Source organism: Larkinella ripae, assembly GCF_054780775.1.
Window position 1 is genome coordinate 532,873 of record NZ_BAAGVR010000022.1, and the last position, 24,924, is coordinate 557,796.

The 24,924-nt window shown below is 58.3% G+C and carries 20 protein-coding genes; 14 read left to right on the forward strand and 6 right to left on the reverse strand.

The features are described 5' to 3' along the window. Positions 1–5: 5 nt before the first annotated feature. The 6 genes from ACYVHX_RS15095 to ACYVHX_RS15120 are packed head-to-tail and all read right to left on the reverse strand — an operon-like array spanning position 6 to position 6,206. A complete protein-coding gene (locus tag ACYVHX_RS15095; protein ID WP_460672488.1) occupies positions 6–1,400 on the reverse strand; it encodes a hypothetical protein in 1,395 nt (464 codons plus the stop codon). A gap of 15 nt (positions 1,401–1,415) precedes the next feature. Then, positions 1,416–2,498, reverse strand: coding sequence for a dipeptidase (locus tag ACYVHX_RS15100; RefSeq protein ID WP_460672489.1), 1,083 nt, complete (start codon positions 2,496–2,498; stop codon positions 1,416–1,418). After that, positions 2,491–3,459: a 3-hydroxyacyl-CoA dehydrogenase family protein gene (locus tag ACYVHX_RS15105; RefSeq protein ID WP_460672490.1), complete on the reverse strand. Its 969-nt coding sequence runs from the start codon at positions 3,457–3,459 to the stop codon at positions 2,491–2,493. The genes ACYVHX_RS15100 and ACYVHX_RS15105 overlap by 8 nt, the downstream gene beginning before the upstream one ends. 38 nt (positions 3,460–3,497) lie before the next feature. Further along, positions 3,498–4,817: an aspartate aminotransferase family protein gene (locus ACYVHX_RS15110; RefSeq protein WP_460672491.1), complete on the reverse strand. Its 1,320-nt coding sequence runs from the start codon at positions 4,815–4,817 to the stop codon at positions 3,498–3,500. Positions 4,818–4,824: 7 nt separating this feature from the next. Next, a complete protein-coding gene (locus ACYVHX_RS15115) occupies positions 4,825–5,802 on the reverse strand; it encodes a 3-hydroxyacyl-CoA dehydrogenase family protein (RefSeq protein ID WP_460672492.1) in 978 nt (325 codons plus the stop codon). A 14-nt stretch (positions 5,803–5,816) separates the two neighbouring features. Beyond that, entirely contained in the window at positions 5,817–6,206 is a 390-nt protein-coding gene (locus ACYVHX_RS15120) for a RidA family protein (RefSeq protein WP_460672493.1), read from the reverse strand. Between the two features lie 199 nt (positions 6,207–6,405). Here ACYVHX_RS15120 and ACYVHX_RS15125 point away from each other — a divergent pair, with 199 nt between their 5' ends. From ACYVHX_RS15125 to ACYVHX_RS15190, 14 genes are all read left to right on the forward strand, one after another. Beyond that, complete coding sequence (locus ACYVHX_RS15125) at positions 6,406–7,278, forward strand: AraC family transcriptional regulator (RefSeq protein ID WP_460672494.1); 873 nt, start codon at positions 6,406–6,408, stop codon at positions 7,276–7,278. Between the two features lie 145 nt (positions 7,279–7,423). Next, complete coding sequence (locus tag ACYVHX_RS15130; protein WP_460672495.1) at positions 7,424–10,645, forward strand: SusC/RagA family TonB-linked outer membrane protein; 3,222 nt, start codon at positions 7,424–7,426, stop codon at positions 10,643–10,645. A 13-nt stretch (positions 10,646–10,658) separates the two neighbouring features. Then, positions 10,659–12,140, forward strand: a complete 1,482-nt coding sequence (locus tag ACYVHX_RS15135; protein WP_460672496.1) for a RagB/SusD family nutrient uptake outer membrane protein — start codon at positions 10,659–10,661, stop codon at positions 12,138–12,140. 38 nt (positions 12,141–12,178) lie between these two features. Further along, entirely contained in the window at positions 12,179–12,814 is a 636-nt protein-coding gene (locus ACYVHX_RS15140; RefSeq protein WP_460672497.1) for a sialidase family protein, read from the forward strand. Further along, positions 12,790–13,518 (forward strand): sialidase family protein, encoded by a 729-nt coding sequence (locus ACYVHX_RS15145; protein WP_460672498.1) that lies wholly within the window; start codon positions 12,790–12,792, stop codon positions 13,516–13,518. The genes ACYVHX_RS15140 and ACYVHX_RS15145 overlap by 25 nt, the downstream gene beginning before the upstream one ends. Positions 13,519–13,565: 47 nt before the next feature. Then, the gene (locus ACYVHX_RS15150) at positions 13,566–14,924 is read left to right on the forward strand and encodes a sialidase family protein (RefSeq protein ID WP_460672499.1); all 1,359 of its coding nucleotides are present in this window, start codon (positions 13,566–13,568) and stop codon (positions 14,922–14,924) included. A gap of 33 nt (positions 14,925–14,957) precedes the next feature. Then, entirely contained in the window at positions 14,958–16,757 is a 1,800-nt protein-coding gene (locus ACYVHX_RS15155; RefSeq protein ID WP_460672500.1) for a hypothetical protein, read from the forward strand. After that, positions 16,754–18,391, forward strand: a complete 1,638-nt coding sequence (locus ACYVHX_RS15160) for a glycoside hydrolase family 32 protein (protein WP_460672501.1) — start codon at positions 16,754–16,756, stop codon at positions 18,389–18,391. Before ACYVHX_RS15155 ends, ACYVHX_RS15160 begins: the two co-directional genes overlap by 4 nt. Positions 18,392–18,581: 190 nt before the next feature. Then, a complete protein-coding gene (locus ACYVHX_RS15165) occupies positions 18,582–19,787 on the forward strand; it encodes a sialidase family protein (RefSeq protein ID WP_460672502.1) in 1,206 nt (401 codons plus the stop codon). 28 nt (positions 19,788–19,815) lie between these two features. Then, positions 19,816–21,081 carry an MFS transporter gene (locus ACYVHX_RS15170; protein ID WP_460672503.1) on the forward strand — a complete coding sequence of 422 codons (1,266 nt, stop codon included), beginning with the start codon at positions 19,816–19,818 and terminating at the stop codon, positions 21,079–21,081. Positions 21,082–21,090: 9 nt separating this feature from the next. Next, positions 21,091–22,125, forward strand: a complete 1,035-nt coding sequence (locus ACYVHX_RS15175; protein WP_460672504.1) for a hypothetical protein — start codon at positions 21,091–21,093, stop codon at positions 22,123–22,125. Between the two features lie 129 nt (positions 22,126–22,254). After that, positions 22,255–23,154, forward strand: a complete 900-nt coding sequence (locus ACYVHX_RS15180) for a hypothetical protein (protein ID WP_460672505.1) — start codon at positions 22,255–22,257, stop codon at positions 23,152–23,154. Positions 23,155–23,204: 50 nt separating this feature from the next. Then, entirely contained in the window at positions 23,205–24,128 is a 924-nt protein-coding gene (locus ACYVHX_RS15185; protein WP_460672506.1) for a Gfo/Idh/MocA family protein, read from the forward strand. Continuing rightward, complete coding sequence (locus ACYVHX_RS15190; RefSeq protein WP_460672507.1) at positions 24,128–24,919, forward strand: SDR family oxidoreductase; 792 nt, start codon at positions 24,128–24,130, stop codon at positions 24,917–24,919. The genes ACYVHX_RS15185 and ACYVHX_RS15190 overlap by 1 nt, the downstream gene beginning before the upstream one ends. The last annotated feature ends 5 nt before the right edge of the window (positions 24,920–24,924 follow it).

Here is a 24,924-nt window from a genome sequence, read left to right on the forward strand (position 1 = left end):
CAGTTTTAAAGCGTTTGGCCGGGTTGATACACCGGACGGTCTGCGTCGGTTTGCAGCAATTCGTCCAGCTTCGTCCGGATCGTTTCTTCGGCGCCCGGTTCCAGAAAACTGGTCCGGCAGCGCCAGGTTTCGTAGCCCCCCCGCGAAAGTTCGTGCGCGGGCGGCACGTAGCCGATGTAGCCGTTCGCCATGGTGATCGTAAAATACGACGCACGGTTTTGCTTGAGTTTCAGGCCGGTTTCGGCAAAAAACTCCGCTCCCAGCGCCCCAATCTGACCCTCGCCGATCCGGAGGGCCTGCACCGGAAAGACGTTCGTATCCGGATACGCATTCAGGAGCACCTGCTCGCGGGCGTAAATCCGGCGCAGCACCTCCCTATCCAGGTGTTGAATGTTCTCGTAATACGATTCGGCCACGAGGTTTTCAGCCGCTTCCAGCTCGTCGGCCGACGGTTTCCGGACGCCTGTTACCACTTCGGCGTACTGCGCGGATAAAACCGGATGGGTCTGCCAGTTCATGGTTTGAAGGGCGTCAAACACCTTTCCGGCAAGGTCTTTTCCGATCAGCGCGCTTTTGGCAAAATGCGCCTTCGGGTAGCGGTCCGGTTCCAGAAAATCCCAGATGTTGGCTTCCCCGCTGGTACCGTTGCTCATCATCCCGACAAAACCGGAACCGGCCCCCAGCAGCCGACCGATTTCGGTGGAAAACACGCCGAAGTAATCCGCCGAAAGGGTGCCGTTTTCCCAGTCGCCGACGTAGTGCAGCGAGTAGTTCGCCAGGACGCTGATCCACTGCTCATCCAGTCCTTTGACGGCCAGAAAACCGACTTCAGGGTCCACCGGAACCACCCGGCGGTCAATCTGCTGCTCGTCACCAAACGGGTTGGTTTTCACCTCGTCCAGCCCGCCCGTCACGGGGTTGTGGGCCTGGTAGCCTTCCTTCATGAAAAACCGGCGGCACACCACGTGTTCCGGCACTTCCACCGCCCCGAAGCCGATTTTTGCCGGACGCCGGTTTTGCAAAGCCGCCTTCACCGATTCGACCAGCAGGCCGGGCAGCTTCTGGCGGTACGGCAGATCAGCCGCGCCCAGCAGGAGGCTGGCGACGGAACCGGCTGCGTGGGTGTGCGTGCTGGCAATCAGGATGTTCGGGGGGAGCAACCCGGTTTCGCTCTGGATGCTTTTTTTTACTTCGTCCAGCAAATCCTTTTGCATGGCGCAGATGTCAACAATCACGATGGCGATGGTGGTCGTGCCCCCTTGCAGCACCAGCGCTTTGGCGTGGAGCGGATCGTGGATGGAACGGGCGTAATGCGTAATGAAGTCGCCGTTGATCAGCGTGCCCAACGGGGGGGTAATGTCTACCTGAGCCGCACCGGCCTGAAAATCGTGCCCTTCCATAGCAACTGCTGTCGTTTAACTCCAGGCCCGGCGTAAAAACCGCAGCCAGTTTCCGTGAAAAATATTGTCGATGTCGGCGGGCTGGTAACCGCGCCGGGTCAGAATGTCCTCATATTTTTGCAAATCGGCAATTGAATTCAGATCCCAGGGCGATTGTTCGGTCCCGAAAATACCGTCCAGATCGCTGCCGATGGCCACGTGCCGACTGTTTCCGGCAAGCTGGCAGATGTGATCCCAGTGATCGACGAGCTGCTCCAGCCGGATGTTCAGTTGCCAGGGGTCCGAAACCGTGTCGATAAACCGGATGTCCATCGCCCAGCAGTCCAGCATCCCGCCCATCACCGCATCCCGTTCAATGAGCCGTTTGATCTGCCCGTCGGTCAACTGGCGCTGGGTGGGCACAATCGCCCGGACGTTGTGGTGACTGGCCCAAACTGGTCCCTGATACCGGTCCAGCGCCTGATCGAACCCTTCGTCGGTCAGGTGCGTCACGTCCAGAATCAGGTTCAGTTGGCCCATTTCCTTCAGCAAATCCAGACCGAGGGGCGTAATCGGGCCTTCCATTTTCGTCCCCGGCGCGTAGCGGCCCGGTCCGAAATGCGACAAACCGAGCGCCCGCAACCCGTATTCGTAGGCCCGGTGGAGGTACGAAATATCCACCAGCGAATCCGCGCCTTCCAGACTCAGAATGTAGCCCACCGGTTTTCCCTCGTCTGGTTTTTCGGTATCGTTCCAGAGCGCCAGGTGGCCGTCCAGTTCGGCCAGACTGGTGATCTGCACCATTTCGCCGAGCGCTTCCATTTCGCGGTACCAGACGAGTTGCGCCTGCGTCATGGCCCAGGCCTGCTGGGGCGAATGCCAGCCGGGCAGCGAACTGCCGTAAGGCGTCACCCGCGACAGTTGCGTGGCCACCACCAGCCCGATGCCGCCTTTCCGCAGTTCGGGCAAACAAACCGTACCCCGGCCCCGGTCTGGTTTGTCGCGCATTCCCATTTCGCGCTGCCGGATTTCGTCCAGCGGGCGCGAAAGGTCGCGGTTCCATTCCAGCGCGTTCATCGCCAGATCGAGGTGGGCGTCGAAAATCAGCCGTTTATTCATGAACAACCGGGTGTTGTGCCGCCGGAACCGGGCTTTCTTTGTACTGGAACGGATAGTGGCTGATCACCTGCCGGATTTGCTGACTAAACTCCCGAAACGACGCTTCCCACTGCTGAACTTCGCCTTTTTCGTACGAATAAAACCCTTTTTCGGTCGCCATTCCCACATCGCCGTCCTGCACCAGTTCCTCAAAAAACCGGGGTACGTGCCGGGCTTTCGACAGTTCAGGAAACAAATCCTGCATCACCACGCCGTAGATGAACGCCCCCATCAGGTCCATGTACCGGAAATGGCCACTGAAGGGCAGGTAATAGCCCGGATCGTTCCGGCAGGCGCGGTCGATGTCCTCGACGGAAACGTAGTCGTTTTCGAGCAGGAAAAACGCTTCCCGGATCATGGCGCACAGCATCCGGGTCCGAATCCCGGTATCGCTGTAGACCACGTACGGATCTTTCTGCCAGAACAGTTTCGCTTGGTTGTGGAAGTCGTTCACCAGCCGGTGATCGGTTTTTTCGTTGGCAATGATTTCCAGAAAAAAGGTGGTGTCGGCGGGTTCGGTCCAGTTGGCGCCGATGATGCGCTCCGGGTGGTGGGCCTCCCGCTGAAGGCTGCTCAGCGGAATGCTTTCGGTCGTGATGGCAATCAGGGCATCCGGGGCCAGCACCACTTCCAGTTGCCGGATCAGCGCCCGTTTCTGAAACTCATTCTCATCCGTACACGCGATCACCAGCCCAAAATCACCCACTTCCGCCAGGCGGTCGGTCACCTTGACGGCCCGGTCCAACGCCTGTATTCGCAGCGTTGGGGCGGAAACCGGCTCGCACTCGGCGGAATCAAACCCGTTGCCGGTATAGACCGTTACCGGATGCCCGGCCTGCCGCAGACAGGCAATGATGCCCTCCGTCGTTTTGCACCAGCCCGTTACTAAAATAGCGTCTCTTTGAGTGGCTCTATTCCCCATAATTTATTGCATAAACAGGCTCATCGCGAGAGTCGCCCTCAGTTCTTGATCGCTTCCAGCGTCCGGCTTTCCAGCAGTTCGCGGGCCGCATCGATGGCGTGATCGATGTCGGCTTCGGTATGGGCCGCGCTGATGTACCACAAGCCCCGGCCAATCACCCGAACGCCCCTGTCGTGCAGCCCGGCGATGAATTTGCCCAGTTTGGCTTTGTCGTAGGCCAGCGTACCCCGGTAATCGGTGACGGTTTTTTGATCGGTAAAACCGGCGTGAAACATGGGTCCCAGCCCCTGCACGAGCAGATTCTGCCCGGTTTCGGCGGCTGCTTGCCGCAAACCGGCCATCAGTTTCTGACCGTACTGGTACAGCCGTTCGTACGGTTGCTCCCGTTCCAGCACCTGCAGGGTAGCCAGGGCAGCCGCCACGGTCGGGTTGCTGGCGTTCATGGTGCCCGCGTGAATGACTTTGGCGTCTTCGATGAGCTGCATCCACGCCCGCTTGCCAACGATGGCGCTGATGGGATACCCGCTGGCGATGGCCTTGGCGAAAATAGACAGGTCGGGCGTGATGCCGAAATGCCGCTGCGCCCCGCCGAGCGACACCCGAAAACCGGTGATCACTTCGTCGAAAATGAGCGCGATGCCGTACTCGTCGCACAGGTCGCGGAGCCCCTGCAAAAAACCGTCTTTGGGCAGAATGCAGCCGTTGTTGCACATGATCGGCTCGGTGATGATGGCGGCCAGTTCGTGCTGGTGTTCAGCGACGGTTTTCCGGACCAGATCCAGATCGTTCCAGGGCAGGATGATAAACTCGTCGCGGGCGTGGTCGGCCAGACCGGCGCTCCAGGGAAAAACCGCCGGAGTTTCACGCTCGCCCAGGGCGTCGGCGGAGGGTTGCGAAAGGCCCCAGGCCACGTTGTCGAGCCAGCCGTGGTAGTGGCCCTCAAACCGCAGAAATTTGGATTTGCCGGTTTTGGCCCGCGCCACCCGAAAGGCGGTTTGCACGGCTTCCGACCCATCCAGGCAAAACCGCATCAGGTCAGCCGACGGAATCAGGTCGGCCAGTTTCTCGGCCAGTTCGATTTCCCGGATGTGCTGTCCGGCAAAGAGTTGCCCCCGTTCGGAATAGTCGTGGATGGCCTGCAACACCTCCGGATGCGAATGCCCCAGCAGCAGCGGCCCCTGACTAAGCGTAAAATCCAGGTATTCGTTGCCATCGACGTCGTAAATCCGGCTGCCGTTGCCGTGCGTGTAAAAGATGGCGTGCGGGTGGTTGTACTTGCGGAATTCGGACGAAACGCCCCCGGCCAGCACTTTTTTGGCCCGCTCGAGCAGGGCCGCCGATTCGGTATACTGTGTCATGGTAGGCTTAGCCGATTCGCTGGTCGGTCCGGAACGGATACCGGGCCGCCAGTTGAAAAATATCTTTGTTAAAAACCGCAAAGGCATTGTCCCATTCCTTTGCTTCCTCTTCGGTATAGTCGTACAGGCCCCGCGCGCTCTGCGTTCCCCGTAATTGCTTCTCCACCAGCGGTTTCATCAGGGCCGGCACCTCCTCTGAATTGGACAGCAGCGGAAAAATCCGCCGGAAGATTTCCGGATAATCCTGCAAACCGGTGTAGTCCATCCGGCGGAAAATGCCCATCATCGTCATCCACGAACCGGCATCGTAGCGGAACGCCTTGTCCACATCTTCCAGCGTGGCCGCGCCCGTTTCCACCAGGTGAAAGGCTTCGCGGTAAATGGCGTACATGAGCCGGTTGGTGACAAACCCGCGAATGTCTTTGCGCAGCAGCGTGGGTTCTTTTTTCCAGTGATGCGCCAGTTCAAACGCCCAGTTGGCCCGTTCCAGCGCCGTTTGGGTGCCGCAGGTGATTTCCATAAACCGGGTCATGTAGGCGGGTTCGGCCCAGTGAATCCCCATAAACCGTTCCGGATGCGGCACGTACTGTTGCAGCATACTGATCGGAATGGCCGAGGTGTTGCTGGCAATGACCGCGTCGCTGGCCACCACGCCGGCAATTTTCTGGTAGACGGTTTGCTTGATGGCGATTTTTTCCGTGACGCACTCCAGCACCAGCCGGCAATCCCGCAGGATGCTGTAATCCGCCGAAACCGTGAGCTGCGTCCGGTATTCGTCCGGCGATCGGGTCAGCAAATCGGCTTCTTCGCCGTGCTTGAGCTGACTCAGAATCCGTTCCGGGGCGTCGGCCAGTTCGTCGGGCAGCGGGGCGATGGCTTTGACGGGGTGGCCGGCCAGCAGGAGGGCCGCCACAATGCTGCTGCCCATCAATCCCAGCCCGACCACGCCCACGCTGATCTCCTTGGTTTGTATCATTTCATCCATTCGCCGATCAGTTTTCAGGCCGGGAGTTTTACAATGCAGTCAATTTCCACTTTCAGCCCCTCTGCCAGGATGGATTGCACCGTGGTCCGGGCGGGTTTAATTCCCGGGAAATAGCGGGCGTAAACCACGTTGTAGCGGTCGAACTCGGCAATGTCGGCCAGGTGAACCGTGCATTTGACGACATCGTCCAGGCTGGCGCCCGCCGATTCAACGATGGTTTGGATATTTTGTAAAGTACGGTGGGTTTCGTCTTCGATGGTGCCGAGCACAAACCGGGAGGTTTTGAAATCGACGGCGGCCTGGCCGCTAACAAACAGAAAGCCGCCAGCGACGACCCCGTCGGAATAGGCACCGGTGGCAAAGGCAGGATCACGATCGGGGTGGATTATCTTGGTTTTAGGCATGCGTGAAAAGCAGGTCGAAAGGTGGTCGTCGGGAATCCGGAATTACCGGACCGGGAGCGCACAACAAAAGTAGTCGCGGGAGTTTGCTATTCCTGTTACTTTTATCCATATTTCTGATACTATTTTTCAAAAGCTTCCGGCAAATCCGGAATTTTCGATATACTTACTCACCTCTTTTAGAATGTAAGCCCTTACCGCCATGAAAACCGTAGAAGTTCGGCTGCCGCAGGAATACGACAAATCTTTTATCGTGTTTCAGGAGATTGGCCAATTTTTTCCCTGTCCCTGGCATTACCACCCGGAATACGAGCTGGTGCTGGTGCTGAAAAGTACCGGACGCCGGATGGTGGGCGATCACATTGGCTATTTCGACGCGGGCGATCTGGTGTTCATGGGGCCGTCGCTGCCCCACGTCTGGGTGAACGATCCGGAGTTTTTCAAGGGCGAAGCCGGGTACCAGGCCAACGCCATTGTCGTGCAGTTTGTCGACAATTTTCTGGGCAAACCGTTCATGGAAGTTCCGGAAATGGAAGCCTTCCGCCAGTTTCTGAAACGCTCGAACCGGGGCATGGCGCTCACCGGCCCGACCCGGAAAAAGATCACCGAGCTGATGAAAAACATGCTCACCATGAACGGTCTGCAACGGCTTTCGTCCCTGCTGTCCATCTTCGACCTTCTCGCCCATACGGCTGACTATGAAATGCTTGCCAGTCCCGGCTACGTGCAGAATCACAACCTCAAATCGTCCGATCACCTCCGGAAGATCAACCAGTACATCATGCAGAATTTTCAGGAGGAAATTTCCCTGCCGGAAATTGCGAGCGTGGCCAACATGGCCCTGACGACCTTCTGCTGTTTTTTCAAAGACCATTACCGCGTCTCGTTTGTGGAGTATTTAAACACCGTGCGGATTGGTCATGCCTGCAAATTAATCTCCGAAAAAGACCTGAACATCGTAGAAGCGGCCAGCGAAAGCGGGTTTAACAACCTGGCAAATTTTAACCGCCAGTTCAAAAAAATCAAACGCATGACGCCCAGCGAATACCGCCGGGCACTGAACGCGGCCGTCTGAGTTCGGTTTCCGGGCGAAAAAAAGTACCGGCCCGGTTTTTCCGAAAAATAGTATTACAAATACAGATAAAAGTAGCAGATTCCGATAAGGGCAGAACTTAATTTTGCTTTCGTCAACTTCGGCACGACTTTCTATTTGGGATACTATGAAAAAGAGAACTTTACCGGCTTTTTTTATCGAAAAGCGCTTTTTTCTGCTGGTTGCCTTTCTTTGTGGTAGCCTGGCTGTTTTCGCCCAGCAAACGCGCGCGGTCAAAGGGAAAATCACCGACGAGCGCAACGAAGGGTTACCCGGCGTCAGCATCGTGCTGAAAGGCACCACCACCGGTACTACGACGGACGCCAGCGGGCAGTATACCCTTTCGGTTCCCAATGATCAGGCGGTTTTGGTGTTTAGCTTTCTGGGTTACGAACCCCAGGAAGTTACCATCGGCAGCCAGTCCCTGCTGGACATCATCATGAAAGGCGACAGCAAAACGCTGAATGAGGTCGTGGTGGTGGGCTACGGAACCCAGTCGCGGGAAGTGCTGACCACCTCCGTCTCCAAGCTTGACACGAAAGTGCTCGAAAACATCCCGTACGCCAACGCGGCTTCGGCCCTGCAGGGAACCCTGCCCGGCGTTCGGGTGCAGGCCCCGGCCAACGGCGGGCAACCCGGCGCGGCTCCCCGGATCATCATTCGCGGGGGAACGTCCATCAACAACCCGAACGGCGCGGCTCCGCTCTACATCATCGACGGGATCATCCGGGCCAACATGAACGACATCAACCCCGACGATATTGAGTCGCTGCAAGTGCTGAAAGATGCGGCCTCAACGGCAATTTACGGCGCGCGCGGCTCGAATGGGGTCGTGATTATTACCACCAAAACCGGCAAAAGCGGCAAGACCCGGGTGACCTATTCTTACGACCTGGTGTTCTCCCAGCCGGGCAAAATGTACGAAATGGCCAACGCCCGGGAATACATTTACCTGCAACGGCTCGGGGCGGTGCGTTCGGCCAAAAAAGACCCCACCGCCACGCGGCAATTGACCCTGGCGACCGGCGCCGGAACCGGTAACGACCTGACCAACAACACGATTTATACCACCCAATACCTGAGTCCCCAGAACCAGCACAAGCTCAACGAAGGCTGGGAAAGCATGCCCGACCCGCTGGATTCCAGCAAGACGATCATTTTCCAGAATACCGATTACCAGAAACTGATTTACCAGAACGGCGTTTCGCACAACCACTATGTCGCGCTGACGGGCGGTTCCGACAAAGCGACCTTCAACGCGGGGGTCGGGTACCTGAACAACCAGGGAACCGTGATTACGACCAAGTACGACCGGTTGACGTTCAACCTGAACGGCGAACTCAAGGTGCGCGACAACCTGACGTTCTTCGGCCGGACGATGTTCACCCGCTCGACCAACAACGAGGTCTACAACATTTCGCAGATTTTTTACCGATCAGCCGCCAACGTGCCCACCTCCAAGCTGTATTACGAAGATGGCACCCTGGCACCGGGCGCCAACCGGGGCAACGGGAATGCGCTCTACTTCCTGAACAAAGACAAACGCGGCAATTCCATCGAAAACATGACCTTGTCGGTCGGCGGTCACTGGGATATTCTGCCGGGGCTTTCCTTTGATCCGCAGATTTCGATGTATAAAGTAACCGCCGATAATTACACGTTCCTGCCTTCATTTTTCAACGGAACCACGGCCGTAACCACCCGCGCGGCTTCGTCGAACTACTCGCGCTTTACCCAGTGGCAGGCCGATGCGGTTTTATCCTACGACAAAACGCTTGCCTCGTTCCACAGCATTTCGGTAAAAGCCGGTTTTTCGTACTTTGGGCGAAACATCTTTACCCTGGGCGCCAATGGACAGGGAGCGGCCACGGACCTGATTCCGACTCTGAATGCGGCTGCAACCCCGGTTTCGGTGCTGGGGACCAACAGCGACCAGGTGATTCTGGGCTATTTTGGCCGGATCAATTACGACTACAAACAGAAATACCTGTTCTCGCTGAACGCCCGCTACGACGGCGCTTCCAACCTCGGGGCCAACCACAAATGGGGGTTTTTCCCGGGCGTGTCGGTCGGCTGGAACCTGCACCGGGAAGCGTTCTGGAATGCGCTGCCCGCCGATCTGATCCAGTTGAAACTGCGGGGTAGCTACGGGGTCAACGGAAATATTACCGGCTTGACGGACTTCCAGTCGCAGGGCGAATACGGCGTCGGTGCCCGGTATCTGGGTATTTCGGCGGTGCAGAATACCGTCATTCCGAACCCGTCGCTTAAATGGGAACAATCGAAAACCTTCAACGTCGGGGCCGACCTCGGTTTGTTTAAAAGCCGGGTGAACGTCATTGTCGATGTTTACCGGCGCGTGACGGACAACCTGCTCACCAGCCTGACTTTGCCCCCATCGACCGGTTTTTCCAGCATTTTCACGAACCTCGGCAGTCTGGAAAACAAAGGCGTGGAGCTGGAACTAAGCGCGCAGGTGCTGTCGCCGTCCTCGCCCCTGCAATGGCAGATCGGCCTGAATGCCGCCAAAACCACCCATAAAATCCTGACGCTGCCCTACAACGGCACGCTCAATAACCGCATCGGTGGTTACAATGTCTACGACCCGGCCAGCGGCACCTACGTCTGGGGCGGTGGTTTGCGGGAAGGCGGCCGGATTGGCGATCATTATGCCTGGAACCAGATCGGGGTGTATGCCACGGACGAGGCCGCCAAAGCCGCACCGGTGGATCAGCTGATCACCTACGCCGACAAAACCAAATACGGCGGGGATGCCATTTTTCAGGATGTCGACGGCAACAACATCATCGACGAGCGGGATCGGGTGTACGTCGGCAATCCCTTCCCGGTCTGGACCGGCGGCATTTCCAACACCCTGTCGTACAAAAACTTCACCTTCTCGCTGCGGCTCGACTACGCCACGGGCCACACCATCTACAACTACGCCCGGGCGTTCATGGACGGGCAGTGGGCCGGCGTGAGCATGACCAAGGAGATGGCCGAAAAATCCTGGAAAAAGCAGGGTGATGTGGCCAGCATGGTGCAGTACCAGCCGGGCATCGGAAACTACAGCAACTGGCGCGGAACCGCCTGGCACGAGTTGACGACCAACTCGACCTACTACGAATCCGGCGACTACCTCTGCCTGCGGGAAGTGACGCTGAGCTACAACGTGCCGACGGCGGTTTTGCAGAAACTCAAAATCAGCAACCTGCGCTTCAACCTGACCGGCAGCAACCTGCACTACTTCACCAATTACAAAGGCTTGAACCCGGAAGACGGCGACCGCGACAACGGCCGGTATCCGATTCCGAAAAACATCGCCTTTGGTGCTTCATTAACGTTCTAACGACTGACCCATCATGAAATTCACCCATAAACTCTTTTCGGGAATCCTGCTGGGCCTGCTGGTCAGCACTTCCTCCTGCACGGATCAGCTGGTGCTCGACCCGACGAGTGTGATCACCAACGCTTCGTTCTGGAAAACCGAGGACGACGCCCGGGGCGGTTTGGCCGGGATGTACGTCAAGCTGCGCAACGAAGCCCTGCTCAATCTGTTCATCTACGGGGAAGGCCGCAGTGAGGTCATGCAAAAGTCGCTGGCCGGTACGCTCGACTACGACCGCTATTACCTGAACACGCTCAACCAGGCCGCCACCGCCCCCGACTGGATTGGTCTGTATTCGGGCGTCAATGCCGCCAACCTGATTCTGAAATACGTTCCGTCGATCCCGTTCAATTCGGAAAATACGAAAAACAGCACCCTGGCGCAGGCGCATGCCATGCGGGCGTTTCTTTACTTTGTGATGGTCAGAACCTGGGGCGACCTGCCGCTGCGGACCACCCCCACCGAAGGCTTCGACCCGGAAACAACCTTTCTGGAACGCTCGCCCGCGTCGGCGGTTTTCACGCTGATCAAAGAAGACCTCGAAAAAGCCCTGCAACTTTTCCCGGACAATGCGTTCCCAACCGGGCGGGCCCAATGGTCGCGGGCGTCGGTCAACGCCCTGAAGGCCGACGTGTTTCTGTGGACGGCCAAACGCGCCAATGGCGGAGCTGCCGATTTTACGACCGCGCTGGCGGCCTGCGACGAAGTGGCCAAGGCCGATGTGGCCCTGCTACCGGATTTCAGCAGCCTCTTCCGCTACACCAACAAAGGCAGCAAGGAGGTTCTGATGGCGTCGGGATTCCGGTACCTCGAAGTGACGGACAACTACTTCAACAACATGTACATGTCGGTGGGGGCTTTGCCCGCCAATGCCGAAGCCGTTTCGAAAACCATTGTGGGCGTTTCGGGCGGTAACAACGTCTGGGAGCCCAGCGCGCTCGTCCGCAACCAGTTTACGGCGGATGACCAACGGCGCAATGGCACCTTTCACGAAATCTACACCACCGGCACCAATGGCGCCCGCAACTACTTTATTTCGGTGCAACTCAAGGGGCAGGGAACGGTCGAAGGGGGGGTGCGGTTTTTTGTCGATGACATCATTCTGTACCGCTACGCCGACGTACTGCTGATGAAAGCCGAAGCCAAAAACGGCCTGGGACAGGACCCCAGCCCGGAGATGAATCTGGTGCGCCAGCGGGCCTACGGGGCAAAATTCGACGCCTACAAATTCGTAAACGGCACCAAAGAAGCCAACGATGCCGCGATCCTGAAGGAACGACTGCTGGAACTGATGCTCGAAGGCAAACGCTGGTGGGATCTGGTCCGGTTTGGCAAAGCGTTCGACCTGGTGCCCTCGCTCCAGACGCAGAAAGGCAAGGATCACCTGCTGCTGTTCCCGATTTCCAGCAACGTGCTCAGTCTGGAACCCAAGATCAAGCAGAATCCCGGTTATTAACCGACTGCTCCTAAACCCTAACGCAACCAACCCCGCCCATGAAAAAGCCTGCGCTTTTACTCATCGGCTTCCTGTGTCAAGGCTGGGCCACGGTGGCCCAGCCCTCGTCATCTACGACCTGGGAGGAACAGAAAACCGCCAGCCTGACCAGCCCGAAACCCGGAATTCCGACGTACGGAAAAACCGCCCTTCAGTATAAGCAGGGCGGTAAAAAGCAGTTCAACGTGGTGCTGGGCGAACCGGTCGTGATTACAGTGGCTCCCAACGAGGAAAAATGGGGTTTTTACCAGTTTCCGAATCTGTACCGAAGCGTGGACGGCGCGCTGGTTGCGACCTGGGCCATGCACACCGACCACGCCGAAAGCTACGGCAAGGACACCGACGGTTTTGCGGTTTCGACCGATGGCGGCAAAACCTGGACCAGCCGGAGCGGAGCCAAACCGCCGGGCGACGGGTTGTTACTGCCCAATGGCGATATCATCCGGAATTACACCCCGCCCGCGCTGGACACCGCTACCCTGAAGCTCCCCAAAAAAGTGGGTACGGTTTCGGAAAACTACGGACGAACGTTTTCCTATTACAAAATGGCCGAGCTGCCGGAGAACTTACAGGGCGTTTACCTGAACCGGTTGAAAAAAGGGCAGAACGAATGGACGCTGAACACAGCCGGTTGATGGATCCGACGGCGGTTCGCTACACCGACGATAAGCTTTTCCCGCTGGTGTGGTGGGGCGACATGAAAGTGGAACCGGCGAAGACGATTGTCACCGGTATCTACCCCGGTTTTTTCCTGGAAAACGGGAAAGTCCCCGCATCGGGCGTTATTTTTTACCGCTCCGCCGACGCGGGCAAAAGCTGGCAGGTGGTCGGCCGAATTCCGTACGCACCGGACCTGACCAACGACCCCAACGGCAACAAACGGCTCGCGCTGGGCTTCACGGAACCGGCGTTCGAAATTCTGGCCGACGGTTCGTACCTCAGCGTTCTGCGCACCTCCGACGGTCTGGGCAACAGCCCCATGTACGTCAGCCGCTCGACCGACCAGGGCGCGACCTGGAGCCCGCCGAAAGCCTTCACCAGCACCGGCGTATTGCCCCAGCTGCTCCAGCTCAGGAATGGGGTGACGGTTTTGGCCGCCGGCCGACCGGGTATGCAGCTCCGGTTTTCCAACGGTTCGGGCGGGTTGCACTGGACCGATGCGTTTGAAATGCTGCCGTTTAACGGAGACAAAGACGCGGTTTCCTGCGGCTATCCGGATCTGCTGGCTACCGGCCCGGACAAATTTCTGCTCATTTACTCCGATTTTAAATTCAAAAACGCGCAGGGCCACATCCGGAAAGCCATCAAAGTCCGGGAAGTCACCGTCACTCCGCTGTAGCCGCCGGATGCCGGTTTTTCCTTTATTCCAACACCCGTCAATTCCTTATGAATAAAATCTGTCTTCTGCTCCTCGGAATCTGCCTTTGCGGGTGTAAAACCGCTCAGAAAACGGCAACACCCGCCACTGAATGGACCGAACGGAGCCACGAGCCGCTTTCGGTAATCACGCACGGGATTCCGGCGTACGGCCAAACCACGGTTCAGTACAACCAGAATGGCAACCCAAAATACCGGGTCACGCTGGGCGAACCGGTGGTGGTGAGCGTGGCCGACAAAGAAGAGAAATGGGGCCACTTTCAGTTTCCGGACATTGCCCGCACGCTCGACGGAGCCATCGCGGTGAAATGGCAGATGGCCAACGATGCGATGGAATCCTACGGAATGACCTCCTCGCCGACGGCGGTTTCGACCGATGGCGGCAAAACCTGGAAGCCCGGCCCGACGGATTGGGAACACGCCCGGCTGGAGGAAGGGGTGTTGCTGCCCAACGGCGACCGCATCAAAATCGTGACGCCAACACCGGTCAAGGCATCGGACTTGCAAATGCCCCGGCCGGTCGGCTCGTTCAAACGAAGAAATTACGAACACACGTTTTATAAACTGGGCGAACTCCCCCCCAGTCGGCAGGGCGTTTTTCTGGCGCGCCGGAAAAAAGGCGCGCCGGACTGGACGAACGAACAGGCCCTCCTCGACGACCCGCAGGCGCTGCGTTACAGCCTGCGCGGCATGGTGCCGGTGGTGTGGTGGGGCGATATGAAAGTGGCCGCCGACGGGTCGGTGGTGGCCTGCGTGTACCCGGGCTTCCACCTCCGCGACGATGGGAGCCTGGACCCGAAAGGGGGCGTGTTTTTTTACCGTTCGACGGATGCGGGCCACGCCTGGAAAATCCTGAGCCGGATTCCGTACCAGCCCGATACCAAAATCGATACGAACGGCGTCAATAAATTCTGGTTTACCGAACCGGCGTTTGAGGTTTTGGCCGACGGCATCTACCTCAGCGTCATCCGCTCCCACGACATTTACAGCGGCCCGATGTACGCCAGCCGCTCCGCCGATCAGGGCAAAACGTTCACCAAACCGGCGGTTTTTGCCCCGAACGGCGTCTTCCCGCGGTTGTTGCAACTGAAAAACGGCGTGGTGGTAACGGCTTCCGGCCGGCCGGGCGTTCAGCTCCGGTTTTCCAGTGACGGCCAGGGAAAAACCTGGACCAATGCCTTCGAAATGCTGCCGTTTAACCAAAATGACCCGTCTTCGTTCCAGCACGTTTCCTGCGGTTACACGGGCGTATTGCCGACGGGCGACAACACCTTTCTGGTGGTTTACTCGGATTTCAAGTACAAAAATTCGCAGGGCCAGGTCCGCAAGGCCATCAAGGTGCGCGAGGTCACGGTTTCTCCGCTGTAAAAAACCGGCTCAGCGCACGCAACTCTACGCAACATGAAGCATCGCAACTGGCTTTTTCTGGCTCTAAGTTTCGGCTATACGGTTTTTGCCGGCACCGTCAATGGCGTCGGAATCGGGCGAAGCATAAAACCGGCACTCGCCGATTCAAGCCGGACGGCCAAAACGAAACAGGCGAAGAAAGAACCCGTCCCGTTTTTGTACAGCCCCCCGGCGGCTCCGTCGCCCCGCTTACTATTCGATTATTACCACCGCAAAGGGCCCAGCACCAAAGTTGGCAATTTCATGGTGACCGGCGCCTGGACCACGATCAACGGGCGCTACGGCTGGGACGATTTTGTGCACACCAACACCTTCGACCCGGTTTTTGTGGCGCTGGAAAAAGAATTTGCCATTTCGATGGCGCAGGAACCGTATTCCGAAGCGACGCTGGCCCAGAAACAAGCCGTGGTGATCGTTAACCCCGACAACCCGAAACTCGACCCCGACGCGCGCGTTCTGACCGATGCCGAAATTGCGATGCTCCGGCGCTACGTCGAGAAAGGCGGCAGTCTGATGGTGATGATCAACAGCGGGGGCGACGACCGGGCCGCCGAAGATTTTGAAGGGGTGCAGTTGCGCAAGCTGGTCCGCAGTTTCGGGCTCGACTGGAACAGCGACGATACGCATTATTCGGACGTGGTGATTGGCGAAAATCACCCCTATTTCTACGATGTGCCTATTTTTCACTACGGCTCGGGCTGTACGCTGAAGATCCTGCCGGAAGCGAAAAATCCCACGGTTCTGATGCAGGTCGCTTCCGACGCGGGCTATCCCGACCGCAACGTGAAAGGCCCCGGCATCGTGATGACCCGACCGGGCAAAGGCAAATTCATTCTGGTGGGCGATAACGGCTCGTGGACCGGCAACATGTCGCGCCCCTGGGCCGAGAACGAGCGAATTCTGAAGCAGCTGTTCCGCTACCTGAAACCCGATCAGGGCGTGAAACCGCCCCAGCTACCGGCGGGCCAGACGTTCCAGTACCGTGTGACGGTAGCCGAGTTGCAGGGCATTCCGGTTACCAATTCGCTCAAGGACATTGAGCATCCGCACTTTAAAATGTTTTCGCCCCGACCGGCCACAAACATGCCGTATCTGGAAGCGACGGCCAATCTGACGCTGAAAGTCGGCGCGCACGGCCCCGGGGAAGCCGCCCCGCTGATGGCCGACCTGGCCGATTTTCGGTGGTTTGAAGAGGAAGCGCACGAAAAGCAGCAGATTCATTTTGTGGCCAGCCGGCAGGGAAAAGCAGGCCAGATCGACGCGAAGGGCCACGCAGCCCGCTGGCTCGCGCCGGATGTTTCGATTCTGGTGCCGCTGCTGCCGGTGGACGGCATCCGGCCGGGCGACCGCTGGGAAAGCCTGGAAACCGTGCGCGTTCCGATGCTGAACGGCACCGATTTGCCGCCCGTTAAACCAACGACCATGAGCCTGACGTACATCAGCGATACTGAACTGGAGGGCCGCGCCTGCCGCCTGATTCGGGCCACGGGCGAGGTCTGGCTCAGCGATCTGGGCGTCCAGATTACCGATTTGCTGCCCGACGAACAGGTCCGGCGGGTGGGCGGACCGCAGTACCGGTTTTTCAACGAACACGGCGGTAAAATTCTCTACAAACGCGAGCAGTGGGTGGATCGGGACACCGGGACGGTGATCAAAGGCCGGGTGCAGACGCGCATTGTCGCCTGGATTCAGGACGTGACCCGACCCGTCGGCAGCAGCAATGCCGTCAAGGACCAGCAGATGATCGTGTCGATGGCCCACAGCACCACTTTTAACCTCAAAGATGCGAAATGACCGGACGATGGGCGGGTACAGTAGGAATGATGGCCCTGGTAGCCCAGACCCTGCCTGGCAACGTCCTGCTGGCGCAGGAAAGCCGCGTGTCGAAGGTGCCGTTCTACACCTTCGGAACCACCCTGGCGGAGCAGGAAAAGCAGTTGAAAGCCAATCCGTTGCTGAAGCGATTTGACGCTGTCCGCAAACAACTCGCCAACGATCACCACCGGCCGACGTATCATTACGTCAGCCCGGAAGGCATCATGAACGACCCGAACGGGTTGTGTTTCTGGCAGGGACGCTGGCATCTGTTCTACCAGGGCTTTCCGCCGGAAGACCCGCGGGTGCACTGGGGCCACGCCGTCAGTACTGATCTGGTTCGCTGGCGCGACCTGCCGTACGCCATTTACCCGAACCCCGAAGACCGGGTGTATTCGGGCTCGACCTTCGTGGAAAAAAACCGGGTGATTGCCATGTACCACGGCGTGGGCTCCGGAACGATGGTGGCAACCGCTACCGACCCGCTCCTGCTGAACTGGACCAAGGTGGGCAACAAGCCCGTCATCCCGATTCCAAAACCGGGTGAAACGTTGCCGTATAACGTCTTCGATCCGGCCATCTGGAAGAAGGGCGACCACTACTACAGCGTGCTGGCCGGGCGACGGCCGGTGGGGCCGGGCGGCAAACTGGTTCGCGCGCTGTTTCTGTTCCGCTCGCCGGATCTGGCCACCTGGCAGTACCTGCACCCGTTCATCGAAAACGACGGTTACGGGATGGTCGGCGACGACGGCGCCTGTCCGTATTTCTGGCCGATCGGCGACAAGGGGAAGTATATTCTCCTGCATTTCAGCCACATGAGTGGCGGCAAGTATATGCTGGGCGATTACGATCAGGTCAATGACAAATTTATCGTGACCGACGGCGGTAATTTCAACCACGGGCCGATGTTGCCCAACGGCGTGCACGCGCCCTCGGCCTATCCCGACGGAAAAGGCGGCATCATTGCCATTTTTAACAGCAACGAAGGCAAAACCGACAAAACCTGGGGTCGGATCATGACGCTGCCCCGGCTGTTGACGCTGGACGAAACCGGGAAACTCCGTCAGGAACCCACCGGCGACCTGGCGTCTTTGCGGTCGAAAAAAGTAAGCGTTGCTGAACAGGCGCTGCCCGCCAATCAGGAAATTGTGCTGCCGACGGTTTCCGGAAATGCGCTGGAAATGCACGCCCTTATTGACCCAAAAAATTCGCCCACGATTGAACTGAACGTGCTCCGGTCGCCGGGAAAAGAAGAATACACCCGGATTTTATTTTACAAAAACGGCGGTTTCTGGGACCGGTCCGAAGCCAAAAACGTGCAACTCAGCGCCATTACGATCGACAACTCCACGGGTTCGACGCTGGCGGGGGTGCGGTCCCGGGTGCCCGAAACCGCTTCGGTTCTCCTGAAGGAAGGCGAGCTGGTCGACCTGCGGATTTTTGTTGACAAGAGCATCGTCGAAGTGTTTGTAAACGGCCGCCAGTGCGTGGCGGTGCGCGTTTATCCGGGCCGCGCGGATAGCCAGGGCGTGTCGATTCGGGCGCACGGCAGTAACGCAAGCCTGAAAACGCTGGAAGCCTGGCAAATGGAAAACCTGTTCGCCAAACCGTAAGACCTGTACAATTCTTCAAAAACCGCCCGGGCGGGCGGGGATCTTGCCGGGAACATTGAAAAATAGTACATTAAATCGAAATAAAAGTAGCAGGTTCGCTAATCGACAAAACTTAATTTTGCATACGCTAGATCGCAACGAATAAAATACCGACTGAAGCAACGTTGGTCACCAAAAAACATCCTATTCCATGATTCTTACCCTGAAAAATGCCGGTTCGTTTTTGCTGCTTTCGAGCGTGGTGGCCCTCGGCCTGACGTCGTTTGTTGCGAACAACGCCCCGGCCCCCCTGACTGACGAGGCTCCGGCCCGGAAGGTCAAAGATTTCGTGATTTACCAGGACGAGCGGTTTTATGCCACGTTTCCGTCGATCATCAAAAAACCCAATGGCGAATACCTGGTGGCGTTTCGGCGCGCTCCGGAGCGCAGAGGGTTCAGCGAAAAAGGAACGAACCACGTCGATCCGAATAGTTACCTGGTGGGCCTGCGCTCGAAGGATGGCGAAACCTGGACGAAAGAACCGGAACTGATTTATTCGCATGCCTTCGGCGGCTCGCAGGACCCGTGTTTGCTGCAACTGAAAAACGGCGATATTCTGTGCGCCAGCTACGGCTGGGCGTTCCTCCGTCCCGACGGCATGGCGAATCTGAAAAAACCGTATTTTGAAACGTCTGGGGCCGTTTTTCTGGGTGGTTATCTGGTGCGTTCGACGGACGGCGGCAAAAACTGGCAGGGGCCGATTTACCCCACGCACATTGCGCCCGAAATCAACCTGAGCCCCCTCGGCGGAGTGCCCCTTCCGGCCTACAACCGGGGGGCGTTGTACGAAGGAAAAAAGGGCCGGATTTACTGGGTCGTGGCTTCCAGCGATGCCAATGCACCCAACAAAAAAACCTCCAACCACCTGATTGTGTCGGACGACAAAGGGCTAACCTGGAAATACGAAAGTGTGGTGGCTACCGACGACAAAGTATCGTTCAACGAGGCCTCGGCCTACGAAACGCCCAAAGGCGATATCATCGGTTTTCTGCGCACGGCCAACCTGGACGATCAGGCGTGTATAGCCCGCTCGACCGACGGCGGCAAGAGTTTCAAATGGGAATCGATGGGTTTTCAGGGTCATCCGATGCAGGCCACGCGGCTGGCCGACAACCGGGTTTTGCTGGTCTACGGCTACCGGCATAAACCGTTTGGCATCCGCGCCCGCATCCTTAACGCGGAGTGTACCGATTATAAAACCGCCCCCGAAATGGTGCTGCGGGAAGACGGCGGCAACGGCGACATCGGTTATCCGTGGTCGGTACAACTCGACAAAAAACGGGTGCTGGTGGTGTATTATTACAACCTGGACAACGGCACCCGCCACATTGCCGGATCGATTCTGGAACTGAACTAAGGAATTTCTGACCGCCCGCTGACTCGCTATGAAAACCGAAACGCTCGCCAGTACCCCGAAAGTTTCCGCTGTTCCGGCCCGGGCCTGGCTGGTGGTGGCGCTGCTCTGCGTGGTGGGCTGCCTCAATTACCTCGATCGGATCATGATCACGACCATGCGCGATTCGATCAAGGCGGCCATTCCGATGACCGACGCCCAGTTTGGTTTGCTGACGGCGGTTTTTCTCTGGATTTACGGGTTGCTGAGTCCCTACGCCGGTTTTCTGGCCGACCGGTTTAACCGCAGCCGGGTTATCATCGGCAGTTTGTTCGTCTGGTCGCTCGTTACCTGGCTGACGGCCCACGCCACCACTTTCGAGGAATTGCTGGCCACGCGGGCGCTGATGGGCATCAGCGAAGCCTGCTACATTCCGGCGGCTATGGCCCTGATCGTGGATTACCACAAAGGCCGAACCCGCTCGCTGGCGACGGGCATTCACATTGCCGGGGTGATGGTGGGGCAGAGTCTGGGTTTTCTGGGGGGTATGATTGCCGAAAACCGGGACTGGAGCGCGGCTTTCAGCGTTTTCGGGCTGGTTGGTATCGGCTACGCTACGGTGCTCGTTTTCTTTCTGCGCGACGCCCCCAAACCGGCGGAAACCGAAACCGTGGTGACGAAAACCGCCGAAACCGTCCGGTTTGGCGAAGCGGTCCGGACGCTGTTCAGCAAACCGGCGTTCAGTCTGCTGCTGCTGTTCTGGGCCTTGCTGGGCGTGGTGGGCTGGCTGATCGTGGGTTGGTTGCCCACGTTTTACCAGGAGCAGTTTAACCTGCCCCAGTCGCAGGCCGGCCTTTACGCCACCGGTTATTTCCACACCGCTGCGCTGGTGGGCGTGCTGACCGGCGGAGCCCTCACCGACCGCCTGAGCCGCCACAACCCGCGGGGCCGGATTCTGGTCCCGGCCATCGCGCTCTGCATTGCCGCCCCGGCCATCTTCCTGGCCAGCACCACCACGGTTTTGCCCGTTGCCATCATCGGCTTCATTTTTTACGCCTTCACGCGGGTGTTCAGCGACACGAACATGATGCCGATTTTGTGCCTGATTGCCGACGAGCGCTACCGGGCCACGGGCTACGGCATCCTGAACCTGGGCAGTTGCATCGTGGGCGGTTTTGGGCTGTACGCGGGCGGGGCATTGCGCGACGCGCAGGTGAGTTTCAATCAATTATTCCAGGTTGCGGCCGTGTTGCTGCTGCTCTGCGCGGCCATTTTGTTCTGGCTTAAATCACACCCGAATCTAAAAGCTGAAGCCTAACCCATTCCGATGAAAAAAATACCGCTATTCCTCGCCCTGCTTTTTTGCTGTACGCGCCTGACGCTCGCGCAGGACGGCCCGTTTCCGGATTATGTGAGCGTCACCAAAATCTGGGACCAGCCACCCCACAGCGCGTTTACGGATCTGGTGCGGTTCAACAATGCGTTCTACTGCACCTTCCGGGAAGGCTTTTCGCACGTCGATACGACCAACAGCGGCAAGGTGCGCGTGCTGAAATCCAGCGACGGAAAAGCCTGGGAAAGTGTCGCACTGCTGGCCATTCCGAAAATCGACCTGCGCGACCCGAAACTGACCATTACGCCGGACAAAAAGCTGATGGTGACGATGGCCGGAGCGGTTTTTGCCTCGGTCAATAACAAAAACAAAGTGCAGCGAATTGCGCCGATGGTTTCGTTTTCCGACAAAAAAGGCGCGAATTTCACAGCACCCCAGAAGTCCACGCTGGACCCGGCCATTTCGCCTTCCAAAGACTGGATCTGGCGCACCACCTGGCACAACGGCATCGGTTACGCCATCGACTATCAGGTGGTAACCGACGACAACTGGGTGATTTACCTGTTGAAAACCAAAGACGGGATTCGGTACGACAAAGTTTCGGATCTGGCCGTGAGCGGCAAGCCCAACGAATCGACCATTCGCTTCGCCAAAACCGGCAGGATGTCCGTCCTGATCCGGCGCGAATCCGAAGACCAGATGGGTGTCATGGCGGAGAGTCCGGCCCCGTATACCGACTGGACGTACCACAAGATGGACATCCGGCTGGGCGGTCCCAACTTTCTGTTTCTGAACGATCAGAAGCTGGTCATCGGCTCCCGCAATTATGCCTCGCCGAACAAAATGGCCCTATTTCTGGCGGATCGGAGCGGGACGATTACAAAAACAATTCCGTTTCCGAGCAGTGGCGACGCCAGTTATCCGGGCATGGTGATTCACCAGAACAAACTCTGGATTTCGTATTATTCGACCCACGACGGTAAATCGGCCATTTACCTGGCGCAGGTTCCGCTCGACAAACTTTACTAAAGCCGATGGTGACAAAAACCGCATCGGCGACTCGCCCGCGCGGGCCGGAGCGCGAAACCTGACTTCGGTTTTTTCACCCCTTGTGCCCGCATGAAACAGGTCCGAACCTTACTTTTTATTGCCCTGCTTATGATTGATGGAGCTCATCATTCCGCTGCGGCTCAGGCCGCCCCCGATGCGCTGCAAAACCAGTGTCTCCAGGAATTGCGGACGGTTTTGCAAACGGAGCGCGAATGGGTCAAGGTGCATGCCGCCGAATACCTGCTCTGGCTCGGTCAACCGGCGGGTGTTCAGGACGTCTACCGGAATGAATTGCGTCAGTTTGAGACCCAGTCGCCCTACCGCATCGGCATCTGGCGGGTGCTGGCCCAGGCCGCTGCGACACCGGCGGAAAAGAAAACCTGGACCGACCGGATTGTGGCCGCGTTTGCAGACCCCAACGGTCCGGACCGCATCCATGCCGCCGAAACGCTGGCCAAACTCGGCATTTCCACCGCCACCGTCGCTGCCGAAGCAAGCCGGAAAGCCATCGCGGGCGAAAACCGCCCCTTAGCACTTTACACGCTCTGGAGCGCCACCTTGGCCGACGCGAAAACCGCCCCGGTTAACCGCCGGAAATTTCTGGAGTTGGCCCTGAACCGGCAGGAAGAAACCGCCCCCCGGAAGCTCGGGGCTTTCATTCTCCGCAAACTGGGTGGGGTGACGGCCGCCGAATGGAAGCAACTGGCCGAAGCCGCGTTGGCCGAACCGGTGTCCTCGGGTCTTCAGCTCAATCTGGTGCACACGGCTTTGGTAACGGCTCCGGCGGAGGCAAGCCGGTCGGAACCGTACCGGTTGCTCCGGGTCAAGCTGCTGGCCACGCAACATTCGGCGGTCGTTGGGGATCAGCTGGAACTGGCGGCCGCGCTGGCCGAAAAAGGCACGGCGACCGATGTTCCGGTTTTAGTCCCCTTCCTGAAGCACGAAAATGCCGACCTCCGCGCCGGAGCCGCGTACGCCATCCTGAAAATCAAAGCGAAAAAGGAGTAGATTACCGTTCGAAACGACCCCGCCGGGGTATGCATACAACCGATAAAACTGTGGTAAAATTAGGAATCATTGGCATGAGTGCGGGCAACGCCCACCCCTACTCCTGGTCGGCCCTCATCAACGGTTTTTTTGATGCCGACGAAATTAACCGGGTGGGGTATCCCGGCGTGTCGGCGTACCTGACGGCCAACCGCGATCTGCTGGGGATTCCGGGCGCGCGGGTGACGCACGTCTGGGCGCAGGACCGGGCCATTTCGGAGAGCATCGCCAAAGCCGTTCGGGTGGATCACGTAGTGGATGAAATGACGGATCTGATCGGGCAGGTTGATGCGGTTATTCTGGGCCGTGACGACCCGGAAAACCACGCTGAAATGGCCAGACCGTTCATCGACGCGGGCGTGCCGCTGTTTATCGACAAACCGCTGGCCGGCAGCCTGGAAGACCTGGCGTATTTCGCGGAGCAGGTCGCCCGCGGCAAGTTCATCATGTCCTGTTCGTCGATGCGCTACGCGACGGAGCTGCGGGCGGTCAAGAATGAATTCGGGGCGCTGGGCCCGTTGCAGCTGGCGACGGCGGTGGGCAAGAAAGACTGGATTCGGTATGGGGTTCATATGCTCGAAGGCTTGTTCATGGTGCTGGGCGATCCGACGCCGGTTTCGGTCCGGCACGTCGGGCGTGAGGGCGGGGATGTGGTGTACCTCGAATTTGCCGGCGGTTTTCAGGCCACGGTGCATTTGTTTATGGACATTGCGCTGACGTTCCAGATTTCGCTGTTTGGCAAAGACGGCTGGCGGCTGATTGAAGTCAAAAACTGGTTCGGGATGTTCCGCGACAACCTGATCGAATTCATCCGGTCGGTGGAAGAAAACCAGCCGCGACTCGACTTTGCCAAAACCGAAACTATCATCCGAACGCTGCTGGCGGCCCACGAAAGTCTGGCCAACGGCGGCAAAACCGTTTATCTGAATTCGTAATGACTGATCTGTTTGCGGACACGTTCGGGCTGACCGGCAAAGAAATCTGGGTCATCGGCGGGGCGGGTTATCTGGGTCAGGCCACGGTCCGGCTGCTGGCGGCCGCCGGAGCCCGCGTCCTCTGCGCCGATCTGGAAAACCGGGCGACGGTTTTTGTCAACGACGCCCAACTCGCCCCCCAGGTGAGCCCGGCCACGCTCGACATCCGGCAGGGTTCGGCCATTCCGGCATTTGTCGCCGAACACATCAAAAACCGGGGGGTGCCGCACGGCCTGGTCAATCTGGCGTTTGCCTCCACCGGCAAAAAAATGGAAGACCTGACCGAGCAGGATTTTGACGAAGTCAACCACGGCGGGCTGACCGCTACCTTTTTACTGACGCGTCAGGTGGGGCAGGAAATGGCGCGGCTGGGGCGGGGCAGTATGGTTCTGTTTTCCAGCATGTACGGATCGGTTTCGCCCGACCCGGCCGCGTATGAATCACCCATGAACAAAAATCCGATTGAGTACGGTGTTGGCAAAGCCGGAATCATTCAGATGACACGGTATCTGGCCGTGCACTGGGGGCGGCAGGGCGTGCGCTGCAACTGCCTTTCGCCGGGGCCGTTTCCCAACCCGGCCGTGCAGCAAAACGAACCGGCGTTTGTGGAACGGCTGGCGCAGAAAACCCCGTTGGGGCGCGTTGGGCAATCGCCGGAAATGGCCGGAGCGGTGGCTTTCCTGCTCTCCGATGCGGCTTCATACGTAACGGGTCAGAATCTGTTCGTGGACGGCGGCTGGACCAGCTGGTAAGGCTT

Coding starts and splice junctions, on each gene's coding strand:
- ACYVHX_RS15125 (WP_460672494.1), top strand. CDS start 6,406: ATGAAAACCGTAGAAGTTCGGCTGCCGCAGGAATACGACAAATCTTTT.
- ACYVHX_RS15160 (WP_460672501.1), top strand. CDS start 16,754: ATGACCGGACGATGGGCGGGTACAGTAGGAATGATGGCCCTGGTAGCC.
- ACYVHX_RS15190 (WP_460672507.1), top strand. CDS start 24,128: ATGACTGATCTGTTTGCGGACACGTTCGGGCTGACCGGCAAAGAAATC.
- ACYVHX_RS15180 (WP_460672505.1), top strand. CDS start 22,255: ATGATTGATGGAGCTCATCATTCCGCTGCGGCTCAGGCCGCCCCCGAT.
- ACYVHX_RS15170 (WP_460672503.1), top strand. CDS start 19,816: ATGAAAACCGAAACGCTCGCCAGTACCCCGAAAGTTTCCGCTGTTCCG.
- ACYVHX_RS15130 (WP_460672495.1), top strand. CDS start 7,424: ATGAAAAAGAGAACTTTACCGGCTTTTTTTATCGAAAAGCGCTTTTTT.
- ACYVHX_RS15175 (WP_460672504.1), top strand. CDS start 21,091: ATGAAAAAAATACCGCTATTCCTCGCCCTGCTTTTTTGCTGTACGCGC.
- ACYVHX_RS15120 (WP_460672493.1), bottom strand. CDS start 6,206: ATGCCTAAAACCAAGATAATCCACCCCGATCGTGATCCTGCCTTTGCC.
- ACYVHX_RS15110 (WP_460672491.1), bottom strand. CDS start 4,817: ATGACACAGTATACCGAATCGGCGGCCCTGCTCGAGCGGGCCAAAAAA.
- ACYVHX_RS15145 (WP_460672498.1), top strand. CDS start 12,790: ATGGACGCTGAACACAGCCGGTTGATGGATCCGACGGCGGTTCGCTAC.
- ACYVHX_RS15135 (WP_460672496.1), top strand. CDS start 10,659: ATGAAATTCACCCATAAACTCTTTTCGGGAATCCTGCTGGGCCTGCTG.
- ACYVHX_RS15140 (WP_460672497.1), top strand. CDS start 12,179: ATGAAAAAGCCTGCGCTTTTACTCATCGGCTTCCTGTGTCAAGGCTGG.
- ACYVHX_RS15105 (WP_460672490.1), bottom strand. CDS start 3,459: ATGGGGAATAGAGCCACTCAAAGAGACGCTATTTTAGTAACGGGCTGG.
- ACYVHX_RS15115 (WP_460672492.1), bottom strand. CDS start 5,802: ATGGATGAAATGATACAAACCAAGGAGATCAGCGTGGGCGTGGTCGGG.
- ACYVHX_RS15095 (WP_460672488.1), bottom strand. CDS start 1,400: ATGGAAGGGCACGATTTTCAGGCCGGTGCGGCTCAGGTAGACATTACC.
- ACYVHX_RS15100 (WP_460672489.1), bottom strand. CDS start 2,498: ATGAATAAACGGCTGATTTTCGACGCCCACCTCGATCTGGCGATGAAC.
- ACYVHX_RS15155 (WP_460672500.1), top strand. CDS start 14,958: ATGAAGCATCGCAACTGGCTTTTTCTGGCTCTAAGTTTCGGCTATACG.
- ACYVHX_RS15165 (WP_460672502.1), top strand. CDS start 18,582: ATGATTCTTACCCTGAAAAATGCCGGTTCGTTTTTGCTGCTTTCGAGC.
- ACYVHX_RS15150 (WP_460672499.1), top strand. CDS start 13,566: ATGAATAAAATCTGTCTTCTGCTCCTCGGAATCTGCCTTTGCGGGTGT.